Genomic DNA, 19,428 nt, shown 5'->3' with positions numbered 1-19,428 from the left:
GGCTCTCAGTTCTGCACGTACTCCGGCCGCTCGCGGAGGGCCACCACGAGCGTCGCCACCAACGCGACGGCCATGGCGAGAGCGATCGTCGAGCTCAGCCACGGCGGCACGCCGAACCAGTTCTCCGCGACGTTGAGCAGCACGCCCACACCCCACAGGAAGAGGAAGGCGCCTGACAGCCGCTGACCCCACCGGCTGAGCGACGTGTCGGCGGAGCCCGACTCGGACCATCCCCGGCGCAGGAAGACGACGGCCAGGAGCCCGGCGAGCAGACCCGGGAGGGCGAGCGCGACGTACCACGTCCCCTCGCGTCCGAGGACCAGCCGGACGACGACGGGCGCGGTCACCAGGATGGCGGCGGGGATTCCCAGGCAGAGGCCGATCCGGCGCCAGGCCCCCAGGGCGCGCGGCGAGGCGGGTTCGGGCCGGCGGTCCACGCCGCTGATGCTCGCCGAAGGTTGTGCGTTCCACCACGGTGGGAGGGCCCTGTCACCCTGTTCAGCGGTGGGACGGTCGGCCGCCCGGGTGAGCGGTGCGAGACTGGGCGGCGATGAACGCGACCCCGAACGACGACAGCCCCACCGCAGCCGGCGAGGGCTGGTCCGAGGACATGGAGCTCGCCCCGGCGCACCCCGGTGACCGCGCGCCCGCACCCGCCGGAGACGACCGCGAGGGGGAGCGGCTCCAGAAGGTCCTGGCCCGTGCCGGCGTAGCCTCCCGCCGGGTGGTCGAGGAGATGATCGACGCCGGCCGGATCAGCGTGAACGGCAACCTCGTGCAGGTCCAGGGCATGCGGGTCGACGCGCTGAACGACAAGATCGCCGTCGACGGCGTCCGGCTCGAGATCCGCGACGACCGCGTCACCTACGCCATCAACAAGCCCAGCGGCGTCATCACCGCCATGAGCGACGACCGGAACCGGCCCACCATCGGCGACCTGGTGGGCGACCTGGCCCCGGGCCTGGTGCACGTCGGCCGGCTGGACCAGGACACCGAGGGCCTGCTGCTCGTCACCAACGACGGCGAGCTCGCCCACCGGCTGGCCCACCCCTCCTACGGCGTCCGCAAGACCTACCTGGCCCAGGTGTCGGGGAAGGTTCCGCGCGACCTCTTCCGCCGGCTGCGCGCGGGCGTCGAACTCGAGGACGGCCCGGTGAAGGTCGACTCGTTCACGGTCGTGGACACCCACGCCGGGCAGTCGGTCGTCGAGGTCGTGCTGCACGAGGGCCGCAAGCACATCGTCCGCCGGCTGTTGGCGCACGTCGGGCTGCCGGTGTCGCGGCTGACCCGCACCGCCGTCGGGCCGGTCGAGCTGCAGCGCATGCGCACCGGCTCGATCCGCAAGCTCAGCCGCTCGGAGGTCGGCTCCCTCGAGGAGCTCGTCGGCCTGTAGCCGTCAGGTCACCGGCGGAGGAGCGCTGGAAGCCCGGACGACGACGGACGTGGCCAGGACGCGCTGCGGGGTCTCCACCGCCTCGCCGGCGATGAGGCCCAGCAGCATCGTCGTCGCCTCCTCGCCCATCCGCCGCATGGGCTGATGGACGGTGGTCAGCGGGGGATCGGCGAGCGCGGACTCGGGGATGTTGTCGAAGCCGACCAGGGAGAGCCGGCCCGGCACATCCAGCCCGAGCTCCCGCGCGACCTCGAGCGTCGCCAGGGCCGAGAGGTCGTTCGCCGCGAAGACGGCCGTGGGCGGCTCGGCTCGCGAGAGCAGGTCGCGTGCGGCCTCCCGGGCGAGCTCCGGCTCGAAGCCGCCGGAACGCATCAGCGACCGGTCCACGGGCAGACCGGCGGCGAGGAGCGCCTCGCAGTAGCCCTGCTCGCGCTGCTGCGCGGACATCAGGTCGGTGCGACCGGTGATCATGCCGATCCGGGTGTGGCCGAGGCTCAGCAGGTGCTCCACACCGAGCCGCGCGCCCTGCAGGTTGTCCCCGGCCACCGAGGGCAACCCCGCGGGGCCGGTGTGCGGGTCGACCGCGACGACCGGCCCGTCGGACTGCACGTCGACCACCGTCGGCGTCACCAGCACGGCGCCGTCGACCAGCGACCCCATGAGGCGGGACAGCGAGCGACGCTCCCAGCCCTCGCGCGCCTCGACGTGGCCACCGGCGGAGTAGGCGATCAGCTCGTAGCCCGAGCCGTGGATGGCGTCGGCGACGCCCTTGAGCACCTCGGTGCTGAAGGGCTCGAAGTCCATGACCAGCACGCCGATGACGTTGGTCCGCCGGTTGCGCAGGCTGCGGGCCACGAGGCTGGCCTCGTAGCCGAGCCGCTCGATGACCCGGTTGACGTGGTCGATCGTCTCGCCGGAGACGCCGTACCGGCCGTTGATCACCTTCGACACGGTGGAGATCGAGACGCCCGCCTCGGCGGCCACCTGCTGCATCGTGACCCGGCCGCCGCGCAGGGACGGCGACGGCACGACCTGCGGCACCCTGCGCGCCCGTGCGCCGACGGCCTCACGGGTGGAGTCGAGCGTCATGGACAACCTCTCGTCGTCCGGTCCTCGCCGGTCACGCCCTGGGGCTGACCGGCGAGGAGCCGGTGGATCTCGGTGTACCGCGGTCCCGGGTCCGGACTGAACCACAGGCGTGCCGACCGCGGTCGTATCCGGGAGCAGGGCCACCCGCGGGGAGGAGCTCCCCGCGGGCGGGCGGCTCAGCCCTTCACCGCTCCCTGGAGCCCGCTGACGATCCGCCGCTGCATCGCGAGGAACAGGATCAGCGCGGGGATCATCGCGATCGTCGTGAACGCGAGCACGCCCGCGGTGTCGGCCGAGTACTGGGTGGAGAAGTCGGCGACACCGAGCGGCAGGGTGCGCATCTCGCCCTGCAGCAGCAGCAGCGGGAGGAGATAGGCGTTCCAGGACGCGACGAAGGCGAGGACGCCGACCGTCACGAGCCCGGGCATGGACAGGGGGAGCGCGATCCGCCAGAAGATCCGGATCCGGGAGGCGCCGTCGATCATGGCCGCCTCCTCGAGCTCCTTGGGCAGCGCCATGAGGAACGGCCGCAGGATCACCACTGTCACCGGCAGCGCGAACGCAGCCTGCGGCAGCGCCACGCCCCACCAGGTGTTGCCCAGCTGCAGATCGCGCGTGATCAGGATGAACAGCGGCACGATCGCCACGGCCGCCGGGAAGAGCAGGCCCAGGACGAAGACCAGGAACAGCGGCTCCCGGAGCTTGAACTGGTACCGGGCCAGGGGATAGGCCGCCATGACGCCGGCGAGGACCGCCACCACCGTGGTGATGAGGGCGATGACCGTGGAGTTGAGCGCGTACGTCCAGAACGAGGAGTTCGTGAGGACGCCCTCGTAGTTCCGGGCCAGCCACGGGTCGGGCAGTGCGGCGGGGTCGCGGGCCAGCTGCTCGTTGCTGCGGAAGCCGCCGAGCGCCCCGTAGAGCACCGGCCCGAGCGTGAGGGCCACGACCACGGCCGCGATCAGGTAGACGAGCGGGCCGCCCCGCCCGTACGCCGTCGACCGCTTGGCCATCACGCGTTCTCCTTCGTGTCGCGGCGCAGCACAAGGAACTGGTAGGCGACCGCCATGGCGAACCCGATCAGGAACAGCACGACCGATGCGGCGCCGGCGACGCCGAAGTTGCCGCTCTGGGTGCCCTGGCTGATCAGGTAGGTGGCCATCGTGGTCGTCGCGTTCGCGGGTCCACCGCCGGTGAGGATCCAGACCATGTCGAACAGCTGGAGCGACCCGATCATCGACAGGAAGATCCAGGTCCGGATGGTCGGCGCGATCAGCGGGATGGCGATGCGCCGCTGGACCTGCCACCACGAGGCGCCGTCGAGCTGAGCGGCCTCGTGCAGCTCGTCGGGAACGCCCTGCAGGCCGGCGAGGAACAGGAGCACCGCCAGGCCCAGGTACTTCCACGTGAGCACCACGAAGACAGTGGTCAGCGCCAGGTCGGGGGTGCCGAGGAAGCCCTGCTCGGGCACGGGGATGCCGACCGCGCCCAGGACGGTCTCGAGCAGGCCCGTGCGCGGCTGGAGCAGCTGGAACCACACGACACCGGCGATCACCTCGGCCAGCACGTACGGCACGAAGATGATCGTCCGCAGCAGGCCACGGCCACGGATCCGCCGGTTGAGCAGCAGTGCGAGCGCCAGGCCCAGCGGCAGCTGCACCAGGATCGAGGCGAACACGATGATGAAGTTGTGCATGACGGCGTCGGTGAAGACGTCGTCACCGAGCACGCGCACGTAGTTCTGCAGCCCGACGAAGTCCACCATCGGGCCGAAGCCCTTCCAGCGGTACAACGACATCCGGGCTGCGGAGTAGACCGGGTAGACGACGAAGATCGCCATCAGCACCAGCGCCGGCGCCACGAAGAGTGCGATCTCCAGGCGCTGACGCCGCTTCCCGGCCTTCGATCGGCCGGTCACCCGGCGCGCTTCTGCACGCCGGGTGACCGCTGCGCCGGGGTCGGTCGCCTCCGGCGCAGCGGTCACCGGTGTGGTCATGGACGGATCACTTCTCCTGGTCCGCGGCCTCTTGGGTCTGCTCCACGATCTCCTGCGGCGTCGCCTGGCCGGCGAAGAGCAGGGCCACCGCGTCGTTCATCGCGTTGCCGACCGACGTGCCGAACGCCGTGTCGAAGTAGAGCTGGATGAACGGAGAGGCGTCGCGGACCTCGAGCAGCTGCGCGAGGGCCGGGTCGGTGACCGAGTCGCCCGCGGCGGGGTTGGTCGGCAGGCCCATGTCGTTCTCGGCGAAGCCCTTCTGCACCTCGTCGGAGAGCAGGTACTTCACCAGGTCGACGGAGGCGTCGGGGGCCTCCGTCGCGACGGCCCACGCGTCACCGCCACCGAGCTGGGCCTCCGGGTCACCGGCGCCGCCCTCGATCGCGGGGAAGGGGAACCAGCCGGTGTTGGCGCCGAGGCCCTCGCCGTTGTCGGTGAGGCCCTGCATGACGCCGGGCTCCCAGTGACCGGCGAGCTCCATGGCGACCTGGCCGGTGGCCAGCAGGCCGGAGGCCGAGGTGGCCCCCTCCTGCGCCGGCGTGGTCAGGAAGCCGGGATTGAACGGCTCGGTCCCGATGAAGCTCTCGAGCGCCTCGCCGGCCTCGACGAAGCACGGGTCGGAGAAGTCCAGGCTGGTGACCGCGTCGGTCAGCACGCCCTCGGAGCACGCACGCAGCGCGGTGTAGTACCAGTAGTGCGCCGCGGGCCACTTGTCACCGGCGCCGACGGAGACCGGCGTGAGGCCGGCGCCCTTCAGCGTCTCGACGGTGGTGGCGAGCTCCTCCATCGTGGTGGGCGGAGTGGTGATGCCGGCCTGCTCGAAGAGCTGGGTGTTGTACCAGAAGCCCACGACGCCGACGGAGAACGGCAGCGCGTAGGTCTTGTCGTCGACCTGCCAGCCGGCGACGGAGCCACCGATCTTCTCGATCTCCTCGGAGGCGTCCTCGCTGAGGTCGCGGACCAGGCCGGCCTCCACGTGGTCGGCGAGCTCGCCGCCGCCACGCTCCATGTAGACGTCCGGCACGTCGCCGCTCTGGAAGGCGGCCGCGAGCTTGTCGACCATGTCCTCGTGCGCCATGGCGACGACCTCGACCTGGACGCCGGGGTTCGCCTCCTCGAAGTCGGCGGCGACCTGCTCGTAGTAGCCCTTGCCGGGCTCGTTGTTCGAGTTGTGCCACCAGGTGATCGTGTTGTCGTCGCCTCCCGATGCGCTGCTGTCGTCGCCACTGCCACAGGCAGTGGCCGTCAACAGCACCGCGCTGCTGCACAGCACCGAGAGAGCTGCTCGCCCCGAACGCCGCATGTCTGACCCCTTTGTCCTTCCCACGCCGTCGTGGCGCGGAACACGTTTCGAGAACGTGACATCCAGGGGGTTGCGCTGTCAATCGTTGTCGATAACGATTTCGCGCCATGACCTCCGTCACCGCCGCCGACGTCGTCCGGCGTTCTCCGGTCACGCTCACCGTGCGCCGTCCTGACGGCTCCGTGTGCGCGGACACCGAGGTGCTGATCGAGCAGGTCAGGCACGAGTTCGCCTTCGGCAACATCGGATTCGACTTCGTGGGGCTGGCCAACGACGAGCAGGGCGAGGGCCGCGAGAACGTCTTCGGCGGCGCGGAGCCCGAGGCGGCCGAGCAGCTCGAGAACCTGTGGCTCGACGTGTTCAACACCGCGACCCTCCCGTTCTACTGGGCCGGGTTCGAGCCGGTGGAGGGGCAGCCGGACACCCGGCGCCTGCAGGCCGCGGCGGCGTGGTTCCGCCAGCGGGGCGTGACGGTCAAGGGCCATCCGCTGGTCTGGCACACGCTCGCCCCGGACTGGCTGCGGGAGCACTCCGAGGCCGACGCGGAGGCGATCGTGCGGGCGCGGGTCCGGCGGGAGACGTCGTCCTTCGCGGGGCTGATCGACACCTGGGACGCGATCAACGAGGTCGTGATCATGCCGGTCTTCGCCAACGAGGAGCGGCAGAACGCGATCACCCGGCTCTGCCGCGGCATCGGCCGCATCCCGACGATCCGGCTGGCCTTCGAGGAGGCGCGGGCGGGCAATCCCGCCGCGACGCTGGTGCTCAACGACTTCGACCTGTCGACGGCGTACGAGTGCCTGATCGAGGGCGTCCTCGAAGCCGGCGTGCAGGTCGACGCGATCGGCCTGCAGAGCCACATGCACCAGGGCTACTGGGGCGAGGAGCGGACCCAGGAGATCCTCGAGCGGGTCGCCCGCTACGGCCTTCCGCTGCACTGGACGGAGACCACGCTGGTCTCCGGGGACCTGATGCCGCCGGAGATCGAGGACCTCAACGACCACCGGGTCCCGTCCTGGCCGTCGACGCCCGAGGGCGAGCAGCGGCAGGCCGCCGACATCGTCCGCCACTACCGGACGCTGCTGGCACATCCCTCGGTCGAGGCCGTGACGTACTGGGGGATCACCGACCGGGGCGCCTGGCTGGGCGCACCCGCGGGCCTGGTCCGGGCCGACGGCAGTCGCAAGCCCGCCTACGACGCCCTCCGGGGCCTCGTGAAGGAGGACTGGTGGCTGGCGCCGACGCGCCTGCGGACCGACGCCGAGGGCCGCGTCCGCGTCTCCGGCTGGGCCGGGACCTACTCGATCTCGACGGGGGAGGGCTCCGCGAGCTGGAGCCTGCGCCCGGACGCATCCGAGCCCGAGGTCATCCTGACCTGATCTGCGCACCACCCGGGCACGGGCGGCCTTCGGTCCGCCGCATCTGCAACTCCGAACAGGACGGACTCTCGAGGGCATGGGCATTCACATCGACACCGACACCGACACGGGTTCCGCGCTCTGGCGCGACCCGCAGGCCTCGGCCGAGGACCGGGTGGCGGACCTGATCGGCCGCATGACGCTGGAGGAGAAGGTCGCCCAGCTCTACGGCGTGTGGGTGGGTATCGACGAGACCGCCGGCGAGGTGGCTCCGCACCAGCACGACATGGCTGCCGCCCCCGTGGACTGGCAGGAGCTCATCCGCAGCGGCCTGGGGCAGCTGACCCGGCCGTTCGGAACCGCGCCGGTGGATCCGTTCCAGGGCGCCAAGGGCCTGGCGGAGAGCCAGCGGCAGATCGTGGCCGCCGGCCGCTTCGGCATCCCCGCGCTGGTGCACGAGGAGTGCCTCACCGGTCTCGCGGCCTGGCAGGCGACGGTCTTCCCCTCGCCGCTGTGCTGGGCGGCCAGCTTCGACCCGGAGCTCGTGGAGCGGATGGGCGCGCTGATCGGGCAGAACATGCGCCGGCTCGGCGTCCACCAGGGCCTGGCCCCGGTCTTCGACGTCGCCCGGGACCTGCGCTGGGGCCGGGTCGAGGAGACCATGGGCGAGGACCCCCACCTCGTCGGCACCATCGGGAGCGCCTACGTGCGCGGCCTGGAGTCGACCGGCATCGTGTCGACCCTCAAGCACTTCGTCGGCTACTCGGCCTCCCGGGCGGGCCGCAACCTCGCCCCGGTCTCCGCCGGTCCCCGCGAGATCGCCGACGTCTTCCTCCCACCGTTCGAGATGGCGCTGCGGGCCGGGGCGCGCTCGGTGATGAACACCTACACCGACACCGACGGCGTGCCCGCCGCGGCCGACCCGTCGCTGCTGACCACGCTGCTGCGGGAGACCTACGGGTTCACCGGCACGGTCGTCGCCGACTACTTCTCCATCGCCTTCCTGCAGACCCTGCACGGCGCGGCGGCCTCGCCCGCGGAGGCGGCCGCGCGGGCCCTCGAGGCGGGCATCGACGTGGAGCTGCCGACCGTGGCCTGCTACGGCGAGCCGCTGGTCGAGGCGGTGCGCGGCGGCGCCGTGGCCGAGGACCTCGTGGACCGGGCGCTGCGGCGGGTGCTGCTGCAGAAGTGCGAGCTGGGACTGCTGGACCCCGACTGGTCCCCGGACTCCCCGGCCGTCACCGACGGCGAGGTCAGCCTGGACTCGGGGGAGTCCCGCGCCGTGGCCGGCGAGCTGGCCCGCCGCTCGGTGGTGCTGATGGCCAACGACGGGACCCTGCCGCTCTGTCCCGGGCTGCGCCTGGCGGTGGTGGGCCCCCGCGCCGACACCCCCGAGGCGATGCTCGGCTGCTACTCCTTCCCGATGCACGTCGGCGTGCACCACCCGGACGTGCCGGTGGGCATCGACATCCCGACGATCGCCGAGGCCCTGAAGGCGGGCTCGTTCGACGTCGTCGTCGCCGAGGGCGTTCCGGTGCTGGGTGGCGACGACGAGGGGATCGAGGCGGCCGTGCGTGCCGCGGCCGGTGCCGACGTCGTCGTCGCCGTCCTGGGTGACAAGGCCGGACTGTTCGGCAACGGCACCTCGGGGGAGGGCTGCGACGCGGTGGACCTGCGGCTCCCGGGCCGCCAGGAGGAGCTGCTCGAGGCGCTGCTCGCCACCGGGAAGCCCGTCGTCCTCGTGCTGCTCGCCGGGCGCCCCTACGAGCTGTCCCGGCAGGTCGACCGGCTCGCCGCGGTGCTGTGCGGGTTCTTCCCCGGCGAGGAGGGCGGTCCGGCGATCGCCGACGTCCTCAGCGGTCGGGTCGCCCCGTCGGGCCGGCTGCCGGTCAGCTTCCCGGACGCCGGCGGCAGCCAGCCGAGCACCTACCTCGCCTCACCGCTGGGCCGGAAGACCGACGTCAGCACGGTCGATCCGACCCCGCTCTTCCCCTTCGGCCACGGGCTGGGCTACGGCGCGGCCACCTGGGCCGGCGTCCGGGCGACCGGCGGGCCGGAGTGGGCCACCGACGGCACCGCCGAGCTCGAGGTCGAGCTCCGGAACGGGACCGACGGCGAGGTCACCGAGGTCGTGCAGGTCTACCTGCACGACCCGGCGGCCGAGGTGGTCCGGCCGGTGCAGGCGCTCGTCGCCGCCCGGCGCGTGGACCTCGCTCCGGGGTCGTCGGCGACGGTCCGGTTCGCCCTGCACGCCGACCTCACCTCCTTCACGGGGCTGGGCGGCTCCCGGATCGTCGAGCCGGGCGAGGTCGAGCTCCGGGTGGGCGCGTCGAGCGCCGACGTCCGGGAGACGCTCCGGTTCACGCTGACCGGCGCCCGCCGCACCGTCGGGTTCGACCGGGTGCTGCACCCCGAGAGCGTCGTCGAGCAGAGCGGCAGCTGATGCCGCAGACCGACCTCCCCCTGGAGGAGCTGCGGAGGTACCGGCCGCAGCTCCCGGCTCCCGACGACCTGCAGGGGTTCTGGGACGTCACGCTCGCCGAGGCGGGGGAGCGGCCGCTGGACGCGTCCTGGACGCCGGTCGAGACCGGGCTGGTGACGGTCGAGACCTTCGACGTCTCGTTCGCGGGCTTCGGCGGGTCGCCGGTGAAGGCCTGGCTGCACCTGCCGGCGCGGGCGGTCCGGGGCGACGGGCCGCTGCCCGCGGTCGTGCAGTACCAGGGCTACAACGGCGGACGGGGTCTGCCGCACGAGCACGTCTTCTGGGCCTCGGCCGGCTTCGCGCAGCTCGTCGTCGACACCCGGGGGCAGGGGAGTGGCTGGACGGTCGGGGACACCGCCGACCCGGTCGGTTCCGCGGCTGCGCAGCCCGGGTTCCTGACCCGGGGCGTGCTGGACCCGCGGGCCTACTACTACCGGCGCGTCTACACCGACGCGGTCCGGGCCCTCGACGTGCTGCGCGGCCACCCCGGGGTCGACGGCGACCGGATCGCCGTGACCGGCATCAGCCAGGGTGGCGGGATCGCGCTCGCCGTGTCGGCGCTCTCCCGCGGGATCGCGGCGGTGATGGCCGACGTGCCGTTCCTCTGCGACTTCCCGCGCGCCACCCGCATCGCTGCCGGCGACCCGTACGGCGAGGTCGTGCGCTATCTCAAGGCCCACCGGGACCGCGTGGAGACGGTGTTCCGGACGCTGAGCTACTTCGACGCCGCGGTCCTCGCCCGCGCGGCGTCGGCCCCCGCGCTGTTCTCGGTCGCGCTCATGGACCAGATCTGCCCGCCGTCGACGGTGTTCGCGGCCTACAACGCCTACGCCGGCCCGAAGGAGATCTCGGTCTACCCGTTCAACGACCACGAGGGCGGCGAGGCACACCAGCAGCGGGAGCAGCTCGGCTGGCTGCGCGGCCGCCTCGGGTTGCCCGTGGGGCAGGCTCGCTGATGCTCACCGCACGCCTCACTCTCGACCCGGCGCGACCGGTCGGCCCGGTGTCCCGCCGGCTCTTCGGCGCCTTCGTCGAGCACATGGGGCGCGGTGTGTACGGCGGCATCCACGAGCCGGGCCACCCCGAGGCCGACGAGGACGGCTTCCGCCGCGACGTCCTCGACCTGGTCAGGGAGCTGGGGGTGACCGCCGTCCGCTATCCCGGCGGCAACTTCGTCTCCGGATTCCGGTGGGAGGACAGCGTCGGCCCGCGGGACTCCCGCCCCGTCCGGCTCAACCTTGCCTGGCACAGCACGGAGACCAACGAGGTCGGGCTGCACGAGTTCGCGGCCTGGCTGGAGAAGGTCGGCGCCGAGCTGATGCTCGCGCTGAACCTCGGCACCCGCGGCACGCTGGAGGCGCTCGACCTGCTGGAGTACGCCAACGTGCCCTCGGGGACGACGCTGGCCGATCAGCGGATCCGCAACGGGCGCACCGAGCCGTTCGACGTGCGGATGTGGTGTCTCGGCAACGAGATGGACGGGCCGTGGCAGCTCGGCCAGATGTCCGCCGACGACTACGGAAAGCTCGCCGCCCGCACCGCGAAGGCGATGCGCCAGCTGGACCCGGACCTCGAGCTCGTCGCGTGCGGGTCGTCCGGTGCGGGGATGCCGACCTTCGGCGAATGGGAGCGCACGGTGCTCACCCATGCCTACGACGACGTCGACTTCATCTCCTGCCACGCGTACTACGAGGAGAAGGACGGCGACCTCGGCTCGTTCCTCGCCTCCGCGACGGACATGGACCGGTTCATCGAGACCGTCGTGGCCACCGCCGACCACGTGAAGGCGGTGCGCCGGAGCCCGCGGACGATCGACATCTCCTTCGACGAGTGGAATGTCTGGTACCTGTCGAAGGTGCCCGCCGACCTCGCGAAGCGGATCGACGACTGGCCGGTGGCGCCGCCGCTGAGCGAGGAGCCCTACACGGTGGCCGACGGCGTCGTCGTCGGCAGCCTGCTCATGTCGCTGCTGCGGCACGCGGACCGGGTGACGAGCGCGTCGATGGCGCAGCTGGTCAACGTGATCGCCCCGATCGCCGCCGAGCCGGAGGGCCCGGCGTGGCGGAAGACGACGTTCTTCCCGTTCGCGGTCACCTCCCGCCTGGCGCGTGGCACCTCGCTGCGGGTCGGCGTGGAGGGGCCCGGCTACGTCACCGCGGAGTACGGCGAGGTGCCCGTCGTCGACGCCGCGGCCACCATCGACGACGGCGCGGTCGCGCTCTTCCTGGTGAACCGCTCGCAGGAGGAGGAGGTGGAGGTGTCGGTCGACCTCGCCGCGGTCGGGGTGGCCGCCCTGGACGAGGCGCTGACGCTCGCCGACCCGGATCCGCACGCGGCGAACACGACCGACCGGCCGGACCGGATCGGGCTGCGGCCCGCCACCCGTGCCGCGGTGACCGACGGCGTCCTCCGAGTGACCCTGCCCCCTGTCTCCTGGACGGCGGTCGCCCTCCACTGATCGCGGGGCCACCCGCCGCACCACCTTTCGAACAGCCCAACGTTCCCGGCGACGACGCCGGGTGAGCAGATCAGGAGCACGACATGGCAACTGTCACCTTCGACAAGGCGACGCGGGTCTACGACGGCGCGCAGCGGCCCGCGGTCGACGCGCTCGAGCTCTCCGTCGAGGACGGCGAGTTCCTGGTCCTCGTGGGGCCGTCCGGCTGCGGCAAGTCGACGTCGCTGCGGATGCTCGCGGGCCTGGAGGAGGTCACCGACGGCCGGATCCTCATCGGGGACCGGGACGTCACCGACGTCGCCCCCAAGGACCGTGACATCGCCATGGTGTTCCAGAACTACGCGCTGTACCCGCACATGACCGTGGCCGACAACATGGGCTTCGCCCTGAAGATCGCCGGCATGAGCAAGGCGGAGATCGGCCAGCGCGTGCGCGAGGCGGCCAAGCTGCTCGACCTCGAGGAGTACCTCGACCGCAAGCCCGGGAAGCTCTCCGGCGGGCAGCGCCAGCGCGTCGCCATGGGGCGGGCGATCGTCCGGCAGCCGCAGGTCTTCCTCATGGACGAGCCGCTGTCCAACCTCGACGCGAAGCTCCGCGTGCAGACCCGCACGCAGATCGCGCAGCTGCAGCGCCGGCTGGGCATCACCACCGTCTACGTCACCCACGACCAGGTCGAGGCGATGACGATGGGCGACCGCGTGGCGGTGCTCAAGGACGGTCTGCTCATGCAGGTCGGCACGCCGCGGGAGCTCTACGACCGCCCGCGCAACGCCTTCGTGGCCGGCTTCATCGGTTCGCCGGCGATGAACCTGGTGACGCTGCCGCAGGTCGACGGAGGCGTCCGCTTCGGCGACGAGGTCTACCCGGTCGCCCGCGAGGTGCTCGGCCAGACCGCGGACACCTCGATCCTGCTGGGCGTCCGGCCCGAGGACCTGGAGGTCAGCGAGCACGGCCTGCCCATCGAGGTCGACGTCATCGAGGAGCTCGGCGCGGACGCCTACGTGTACGGCCGGACCTCGCAGAACGGCGCCGAGCACCTCATCACCGTGCGCGTCGACGGCCGCCGTCCCCCGGCGAAGGGCGAGGTCGTCCACGTCGTTCCGCGGCGTGGGCACGTGCACCTCTTCGACGTCGCCAGCGGTGCTCGCCTGGGCGACTGACCCGTACGGGGGAGGGCGGTGGCGCGGCCTCCCTAGACTCGTCCGAGGCCCCCGGCGATCCGGGGGTCGGAATCGAACGAGGAGTGTGCATGGCCGTCCGAGCCATCCGGGGCGCGACGCAGGTCGAGGCCGACGACCGGGAGCAGGTGCTCGAGGCGACCCGCGAGCTGGTCCAGACGGTCATGGAGCGCAACGAGCTGCACTCCGAGGACCTGATCAGCATCCTCTTCACGGCGACCCCCGACCTCGTGTCGGAGTTCCCGGCCCTGGCCGCGCGCGAGCTCGGTCTCGGCGACGTGCCGCTGATGTGCGCCACCGAGATCGCGGTGCCGCACGCCCTTCCGCGGGTGCTGCGGCTCATGGCGCACGCCGAGACGCCGAAGACCCGCCCCGACATCCAGCACGTCTACCTGCGGGGCGCGGTCGCGCTGCGCAGGGACATCGCGCAGTGAGCGCACCGAAGAGAGCAGTGAGCGAGCAGATGAGTTTCCGAGGCCAGGTGACCCTCGACGGACCGTCGGGCACCGGCAAGTCCAGCGTGGCGCGCGGAGTCGCCGCCCGCCTGGGCGCCGCCTATCTCGACACCGGCGCGATGTACCGGGCGGCCACCGTCGCGGTGCTCGACGCGGGTGTGGACCCCGAGGACGCCGACGCCGTCGAGCGCACCGTCGCCGCCGCCCGGATCGAGGTCGGCACGCAGGCCGGTGTCGAGCTGGTCCGGGTCGACGGCGTGGACGTCGCCGAGCGCATCCGCGGCGTCGAGGTGACCCGCGCGGTCTCCGCCGTCTCCGCGGTTCCCGCCGTCCGCCGTCAGCTGGTCGACCAGCAGCGCGCGCTGGTCGCCGCGGCCGAGACCGTCGTCGTCGAGGGGCGGGACATCGGCACCGTCGTCCTTCCGGACGCGACGCTGAAGATCTACCTCACCGCCGCACCGGAGGCCCGCGCCCAGCGGCGCGCCGGGCAGCTGGGGATCCACGAGCCGGCCGAGATCGCGGTGCTCGCCGCCGACCTGCGCCGCCGCGACGAGTACGACAGCAGCCGCGCCGACAGCCCTCTGCGGCCGGCGGCCGACGCCGTCGTCGTCGACAGCACGGAGCTCGACCAGCAGGGCGTGATCGAGCGCGTTCTCGAGCTGGCGCAGTCCGCCGTTCCCGCGGGGGAGCGGGCATGACCGAGAGCACCGGCCCGCTGCCGGTCGTCGCGATCGTCGGCCGCCCGAACGTGGGCAAGTCGACCCTGGTCAACCGCTTCCTCGGCCGCCGCGCCGCCGTCGTCCAGGACACCCCGGGCGTGACCCGGGACCGCATCGCCTACGAGGCGCTCTGGAACGGCAAGCGGTTCACCGTCGTCGACACCGGTGGCTGGGACCCGCGGGCCACCGGCATCGGCGCCTCGATCACCCGCCAGGCCGAGTACGCGATGAAGACCGCCGACGTCATCGTCTTCGTCGTCGACAGCCAGGTCGGCGCCACCGACACCGACCTGGCTGCGGCCCGCATCCTGCGGCGCAGCGACCGGCCGGTGATCCTCGTGGCCAACAAGGTCGACGACGAGCGCAGCGACGCCAACGTCGCCGAGCTGTGGAGCCTCGGCATGGGGGAGCCGCAGCCGGTCAGCGCCCTGCACGGCCGCTCCAGCGGTGACCTGCTCGACCTGGTGCTCGACGCGATGCCCGAGGCGCCGCGCGAGCAGGAGGAGGAGGGCGGCCCTCGCCGGGTGGCGCTCGTCGGGCGGCCGAACGTGGGCAAGTCCAGCCTGATCAACCGGCTGGCCAAGGAGGAGCGCTCCGTCGTCGACTCCGTGGCCGGCACGACGGTCGACCCGGTGGACTCGATCGTCGAGCTCGGCGGCGAGGAGTGGCGCTTCGTCGACACCGCGGGCCTGCGCCGCAAGGTGAACACCGCCAGCGGCATGGAGTACTACGCCAGCCTGCGCACCGAGGCCGCCATCCAGGCCGCCGAGGTCGCCGTCGTGCTGCTGGCCGCCGACGAGGTCATCAGCGAGCAGGACCAGCGGGTCATCACCCAGGTCGTCGAGGCGGGCCGGTCCCTGGTCATCGCGATCAACAAGTGGGACACCCTCGACGAGGACCGGCACTTCCAGCTGGAGAAGGAGGTCGAGCGGGACCTGGCGCGGGTCAAGTGGGCCACGCGGGTCAACATCTCGGCTTCCACCGGCCGTGGCGTGGCGAAGCTGGCGGACCACCTGCGGGCCGCGCTGGCCTCGTGGGAGACCCGGGTGCCGACGGCGGAGCTGAACACCTTCATCCGCGCCCTGGTGCAGGAGACGCCGCCGCCGGCCCGCGGTGGGCGCGCGCCGAAGATCAAGTACGTGACGCAGGCCGACATCCGCCCGCCGCGATTCGTCGTCTTCTCCACCGGCTTCCTCGAGGCCGGGTACCGCCGGTTCCTGGAGCGCAAGCTGCGCGAGCAGTTCGGCTTCCACGGCACGCCGATCGAGGTCTCGGTCAAGGTCCGCGAGGGCCGGGACAAGGACAAGCGCTCCTGATCGGCGGGGGAGAACCACCGGTCGGAGCCGCAGAACGCGTGCGGTAATCTTCCGGAGCGGTCGAACGCGGCCCGGGACTTCCCGGGGAGCAGGCGGCGGCGGGCTGTAGCGCAGCTTGGTAGCGCACTTGACTGGGGGTCAAGGGGTCGCAGGTTCAAATCCTGTCAGCCCGACAGAAGCACGAGCAGGGGCCGTTCCGGAGCCATCCGGGGCGGCCCCTGGCGCCTCTGGCGGCCGGCGGTCACGGTGCCTCCTCGGGCCGGCGGCAGCAGGGCGGACGACGGTCGTCTGGGCGACGTACGACGTCGCGGAGGTCGCCCGGCATCCGCACTCGACGACGAAACTAGCGCCCGCCGATCGCAGCCGTGCTCGACCAGTACCTGGACCCTGGCGACGGGCAGCACGAGGCGCGTCTGGGACTGGTGTCGGACGTCTTCATCCACGGCAGGCCCTGGCCGCCCGGGCTGGAAGGCGAACGACTTCTCGTCGAGGCGGCGATGGTGGTGCACGGCACGACGGTCCGCGCCCACGGGATCATGAACGCAGCTGCCGCCGTCCGGACCCATCGCGCCTGACCTCGTCGTGGCGAGCCGAAGGGAGGTCCGAGGGTGGTGCCCGCGAAGCCGACCGTCAGGGCGCTGCCCGGATCGGGTGAGGTTCGCCTGCACGGACCAGGTTCCCTGGCCGATGTCGTAGGCACGTTGTAGACATCGGGTGTGCGCAACGTCGGGCACATGTCGCGTGAATCGGGGGAGGAGTCAGGTGTCGCCTGTTGTCACGGTGACGCGGTCCGAACTGGAGGACCGCCGCCGAGCGCTGCTGGAAGAGCTCGGGCTCACGCTGCGGGAGTTCGAGTGTCTCGCTGACACGCGAACCTTGACGGGCCATGAGTTCGACGTGAAGGAAGAGTTGGACGAGATCGCCTTCCTCCTCGGTGAGTGATCCCCGAGAGCCCGCCGAGTCGCTCGAAGGCGCCTCGGCAAGGTTCGCAACGGACATCGAGGACACACTGGTCGGCGTCCTGCCTGGCTCCCACAGGATCGTCTCCCGTCGGGCGCCCGACCTGGAGCGTTATGTGGTGGGGCCGGAGGGGCGGCACGACATCCCTCTGCTGGTGGGCGGTGAGGTACTGGCGACGCTGTCCCTGGCGATGTTCCTCTCGCTCGACCGGAGCGAAACCTTCCTCAAAACCGTCAGGTCCGACTTCATCGTGAAGTCGACGCTGCACCGGCAACCGCTCATCCGCCTGGACTACCGGGCTGACATGGACCGGGCGCCATCGGCCCACTGGCAGTTTCACGCTGAACGCGGCGCCTTCTCCCACCTGCTCGCCCGCGCCCATGCCCTCGACCCGACGCGGGTGAACATGCCGCACGACCTCGGATCGCTGCACATCCCCGTGGGCGGGGAGCGATTTCGGCCCTGTCTCGAGGACTTCCTGCAGTTCTTGATCCAGGAGTGCGGAATCGATCGGCGAGATGGCTGGCTGAGGGTTCTGGAAGAGGGAAGGCGTCGCTGGCGCCTACGTCAACTGGCTGCCACCATCAGGGATGCGCAGGACCACACCGCTGACGTGCTTCGCGGGCTGGGCTGGGCTGTAGAACGCACTGACGCCGTCGACTCCGAGGAGTACAGACCGGCGCTCGTGCACTGGTGAAGCGAGCGTTCCTGGCGATGGTGGGGGCTGAGCGCGGCTACTTCATCGTGGCGAGCTGGATGAGGTTGCCGCAGGTGTCGTCGAGGACGGCGACGACGACGGGGCCGTAGTCCACCGGGTCCTGGGTGAAGACGACGCCGAGCCCCTTGAGCCGCTCGGCCTCGGTGTGGACGTCGTCCACGGCGAACGAGGTGAACGGGATCCCGTCGGCGACCAGCGCCTCCTTGTAGACCTTCGCCGCCGGGTGGCCGGTCGGCTCCAGCAGCAGCTCGACGCCGTCGGGCTCGGCGGGGGAGACGACGGTGAGCCAGCGGCCTTCTCCGGCGGGCACGTCGGTCTTCTTCACGAACCCGAGCTTCTCGGTGTAGAACGCCAGCGCCTTGGCCTGGTCGTCGACGTACACGCTGGTGACGTTGATGCGGATCACGGGGGTGCCTCTCGGTCGATGGGCCACCGCTCGACGAGCGCACGGAGCGGGCCCGTATCGAGGTGGTGGAACTTGTAGCGGCCCTCCCGCCGGGTGCGCACGAGGCCGGCGCCCTCGAGCACCGCGAGGTGCTGGGAGATGGCCTGGCGCGAGGAGGTGAGGCCGTGCTTCATGGCCAGCCGACCGCAGATCTCGAACAGCGTCTGACCGTCGCGGTCGGTCAGCTCGTCGAGGATCACGCGGCGGGTCGCATCGCCGAGAGCCCTGAACAGCTCCGGGTCGGCGTCCACGCGGTTCAGTAAAGGCAAGTAGCGGCTTGCCTGTCAAGCGTTTCGGCGGCCGGAGTCGCGGTCATGACGGAGGCTCACAGGTGCCGGTGAGCAGTGCCGGCGCGCCCTGCCCGAGCCGCGCGCGAACCGGCGGCTCCCCGTACGAGAGCGACGCGCATGCGAGCGATGGTCTACCGCGGCCCCTACAAGATTCGGGTCGAGGAGAAGGACATCCCGGCGATCGAGCACCCGAACGACGCGATCATCCGCGTGACGCTCGCCGCCATCTGCGGATCGGACCTGCACCTCTATCACGGGCTGATGCCGGACACCCGGATCGGCCACACCTTCGGCCACGAGTTCATCGGCGTCGTGCACGAGGTCGGCTCCTCGGTGCAGAACCTGAAGGTCGGGGACCGGGTGATGGTCCCGTTCAACATCTACTGCGGGTCGTGCTGGTTCTGCGCCCGCGGCCTCTACTCCAACTGCCACAACGTGAACGCCAACGCGACCGCGGTCGGCGGCATCTACGGCTACTCGCACACCACCGGCGGGTATGACGGCGGGCAGGCGGAGTACGTGCGCGTGCCGTTCGCCGATGTCGGCCCGGCGAAGATCCCGGACTGGATGAGCGACGAGGACGCCGTCCTGCTCACCGACGCGACGTCCACCGGCTACTTCGGGGCCCAGCTGGGCGACATCTCCGAGGGCGACACCGTCGTCGTCTTCGGCGCCGGCCCGGTGGGCCTGGTCGCCGCCCAGTCCTCGTGGCTGATGGGCGCCGGGCGGGTGATCGTCGTCGACCACCTGGACTACCGGCTGGAGAAGGCGCGGGACTTCGCGCACGCCGAGACGCTCAACTTCGCCGAGTACCAGGACATCGTGGTCGAGCTGAAGAAGCAGACCGACTACCTGGGTGCCGACGTCGTCATCGAGTGCGTGGGCGCCGAGGCCGACGGCAACCTGCTGCAGCACGTCGCCGGCGCCAAGCTCAAGATGCAGGGTGGCTCCCCGGTGGCGCTGAACTGGGCCATCGACGGCGCCCGCAAGGGCGGCACGATCTCGGTGATGGGCGCCTACGGGCCGATCCCGAACGCGGTGAAGTTCGGCGACGCGCTGAACAAGGGGCTGACCCTGCGGATGAACCAGGCGCCGGTGAAGCGCCAGTGGCCGCGCCTGTTCGAGCACATCCGCAACGGCTACCTCAAGCCGAGCGAGATGGTGACCCACCGGTTCCCGCTCGAGGAGATCCCCGAGGCCTACCACGTGTTCTCCAACAAGCTCGACGGCTGCATCAAGCCGCTGATCGTGCCCAGCGCGGCCTGAGG

20 protein-coding genes and 1 tRNA gene are annotated in these 19,428 nt (G+C 71.6%); 14 read left to right on the top strand and 7 right to left on the bottom strand.

Features of this window, described 5'->3' with window-relative positions:
* Positions 1-5 precede the first annotated feature (5 nt).
* Positions 6-437 (bottom strand): hypothetical protein, encoded by a 432-nt coding sequence (locus LBW97_RS11720; protein WP_224499548.1) that lies wholly within the window; start codon positions 435-437, stop codon positions 6-8.
* Positions 438-550: 113 nt separating this feature from the next.
* Here LBW97_RS11720 and LBW97_RS11715 point away from each other — a divergent pair, with 113 nt between their 5' ends.
* Complete coding sequence (locus LBW97_RS11715; RefSeq protein WP_224499547.1) at positions 551-1,393, top strand: pseudouridine synthase; 843 nt, start codon at positions 551-553, stop codon at positions 1,391-1,393.
* Between the two features lie 3 nt (positions 1,394-1,396).
* Here the strand turns inward: LBW97_RS11715 and LBW97_RS11710 are convergent, their stop codons facing one another.
* From LBW97_RS11710 to LBW97_RS11695, 4 genes are all read right to left on the bottom strand, one after another.
* Positions 1,397-2,482: a LacI family DNA-binding transcriptional regulator gene (locus tag LBW97_RS11710; RefSeq protein WP_224499546.1), complete on the bottom strand. Its 1,086-nt coding sequence runs from the start codon at positions 2,480-2,482 to the stop codon at positions 1,397-1,399.
* Between the two features lie 176 nt (positions 2,483-2,658).
* Positions 2,659-3,495: a carbohydrate ABC transporter permease gene (locus LBW97_RS11705; protein ID WP_224499586.1), complete on the bottom strand. Its 837-nt coding sequence runs from the start codon at positions 3,493-3,495 to the stop codon at positions 2,659-2,661.
* The gene (locus LBW97_RS11700; RefSeq protein ID WP_224499545.1) at positions 3,495-4,478 is read right to left on the bottom strand and encodes a carbohydrate ABC transporter permease; all 984 of its coding nucleotides are present in this window, start codon (positions 4,476-4,478) and stop codon (positions 3,495-3,497) included. The genes LBW97_RS11705 and LBW97_RS11700 overlap by 1 nt, the downstream gene beginning before the upstream one ends.
* A gap of 7 nt (positions 4,479-4,485) precedes the next feature.
* Entirely contained in the window at positions 4,486-5,751 is a 1,266-nt protein-coding gene (locus LBW97_RS11695; RefSeq protein ID WP_224499544.1) for an extracellular solute-binding protein, read from the bottom strand.
* Between the two features lie 137 nt (positions 5,752-5,888).
* On the opposite strand from LBW97_RS11695, the gene LBW97_RS11690 reads away from it, so the two are divergent.
* The 12 genes from LBW97_RS11690 (at position 5,889) to LBW97_RS11635 (ending at position 17,404) form a co-directional block, all read left to right on the top strand.
* A complete protein-coding gene (locus LBW97_RS11690) occupies positions 5,889-7,160 on the top strand; it encodes an endo-1,4-beta-xylanase (protein WP_224499543.1) in 1,272 nt (423 codons plus the stop codon).
* 76 nt (positions 7,161-7,236) lie between these two features.
* Positions 7,237-9,582 carry a glycoside hydrolase family 3 N-terminal domain-containing protein gene (locus tag LBW97_RS11685; RefSeq protein ID WP_224499542.1) on the top strand — a complete coding sequence of 782 codons (2,346 nt, stop codon included), beginning with the start codon at positions 7,237-7,239 and terminating at the stop codon, positions 9,580-9,582.
* Positions 9,582-10,577: an acetylxylan esterase gene (locus LBW97_RS11680; protein ID WP_224499541.1), complete on the top strand. Its 996-nt coding sequence runs from the start codon at positions 9,582-9,584 to the stop codon at positions 10,575-10,577. The genes LBW97_RS11685 and LBW97_RS11680 overlap by 1 nt, the downstream gene beginning before the upstream one ends.
* On the top strand, positions 10,577-12,079 hold the full coding sequence (locus LBW97_RS11675) for an alpha-N-arabinofuranosidase (RefSeq protein WP_224499540.1): 1,503 nt from the start codon (positions 10,577-10,579) through the stop codon (positions 12,077-12,079). Before LBW97_RS11680 ends, LBW97_RS11675 begins: the two co-directional genes overlap by 1 nt.
* Positions 12,080-12,162: 83 nt before the next feature.
* Positions 12,163-13,239 carry an ABC transporter ATP-binding protein gene (locus LBW97_RS11670; RefSeq protein WP_224499539.1) on the top strand — a complete coding sequence of 359 codons (1,077 nt, stop codon included), beginning with the start codon at positions 12,163-12,165 and terminating at the stop codon, positions 13,237-13,239.
* Positions 13,240-13,328: 89 nt separating this feature from the next.
* Positions 13,329-13,691 (top strand): chorismate mutase, encoded by a 363-nt coding sequence (gene aroH, locus LBW97_RS11665; RefSeq protein WP_224499538.1) that lies wholly within the window; start codon positions 13,329-13,331, stop codon positions 13,689-13,691.
* A gap of 29 nt (positions 13,692-13,720) precedes the next feature.
* Positions 13,721-14,410: a (d)CMP kinase gene (gene cmk, locus LBW97_RS11660; RefSeq protein ID WP_224499537.1), complete on the top strand. Its 690-nt coding sequence runs from the start codon at positions 13,721-13,723 to the stop codon at positions 14,408-14,410.
* The gene (der, locus tag LBW97_RS11655) at positions 14,407-15,747 is read left to right on the top strand and encodes a ribosome biogenesis GTPase Der (RefSeq protein ID WP_224499536.1); all 1,341 of its coding nucleotides are present in this window, start codon (positions 14,407-14,409) and stop codon (positions 15,745-15,747) included. Before cmk ends, der begins: the two co-directional genes overlap by 4 nt.
* 99 nt (positions 15,748-15,846) lie before the next feature.
* Positions 15,847-15,920: transfer RNA gene (locus LBW97_RS11650), tRNA-Pro, on the top strand.
* Positions 15,921-16,112: 192 nt separating this feature from the next.
* Positions 16,113-16,322 (top strand): hypothetical protein, encoded by a 210-nt coding sequence (locus LBW97_RS11645; protein ID WP_224499535.1) that lies wholly within the window; start codon positions 16,113-16,115, stop codon positions 16,320-16,322.
* Between the two features lie 187 nt (positions 16,323-16,509).
* Positions 16,510-16,689 (top strand): hypothetical protein, encoded by a 180-nt coding sequence (locus LBW97_RS11640; RefSeq protein WP_224499534.1) that lies wholly within the window; start codon positions 16,510-16,512, stop codon positions 16,687-16,689.
* On the top strand, positions 16,682-17,404 hold the full coding sequence (locus LBW97_RS11635) for a hypothetical protein (protein ID WP_224499533.1): 723 nt from the start codon (positions 16,682-16,684) through the stop codon (positions 17,402-17,404). The genes LBW97_RS11640 and LBW97_RS11635 overlap by 8 nt, the downstream gene beginning before the upstream one ends.
* Positions 17,405-17,441: 37 nt before the next feature.
* On the opposite strand, the gene LBW97_RS11630 is transcribed toward LBW97_RS11635, so the two are convergent.
* Positions 17,442-17,831 (bottom strand): VOC family protein, encoded by a 390-nt coding sequence (locus LBW97_RS11630; protein ID WP_308010459.1) that lies wholly within the window; start codon positions 17,829-17,831, stop codon positions 17,442-17,444.
* Positions 17,828-18,121 carry a helix-turn-helix transcriptional regulator gene (locus LBW97_RS11625; protein ID WP_224499532.1) on the bottom strand — a complete coding sequence of 98 codons (294 nt, stop codon included), beginning with the start codon at positions 18,119-18,121 and terminating at the stop codon, positions 17,828-17,830. Before LBW97_RS11625 ends, LBW97_RS11630 begins: the two co-directional genes overlap by 4 nt.
* A gap of 156 nt (positions 18,122-18,277) precedes the next feature.
* Here LBW97_RS11625 and LBW97_RS11620 point away from each other — a divergent pair, with 156 nt between their 5' ends.
* Positions 18,278-19,426 (top strand): zinc-dependent alcohol dehydrogenase, encoded by a 1,149-nt coding sequence (locus tag LBW97_RS11620; protein ID WP_224499531.1) that lies wholly within the window; start codon positions 18,278-18,280, stop codon positions 19,424-19,426.
* Positions 19,427-19,428 lie beyond the last annotated feature (2 nt).

Origin of the sequence: Blastococcus sp. LR1, assembly GCF_020166105.1 — a bacterium.
In the GTDB taxonomy this organism is placed as follows: Bacteria; Actinomycetota; Actinomycetes; order Mycobacteriales; family Geodermatophilaceae; genus Blastococcus.
This window is presented reverse-complemented; position numbering and strand designations above follow the sequence as displayed.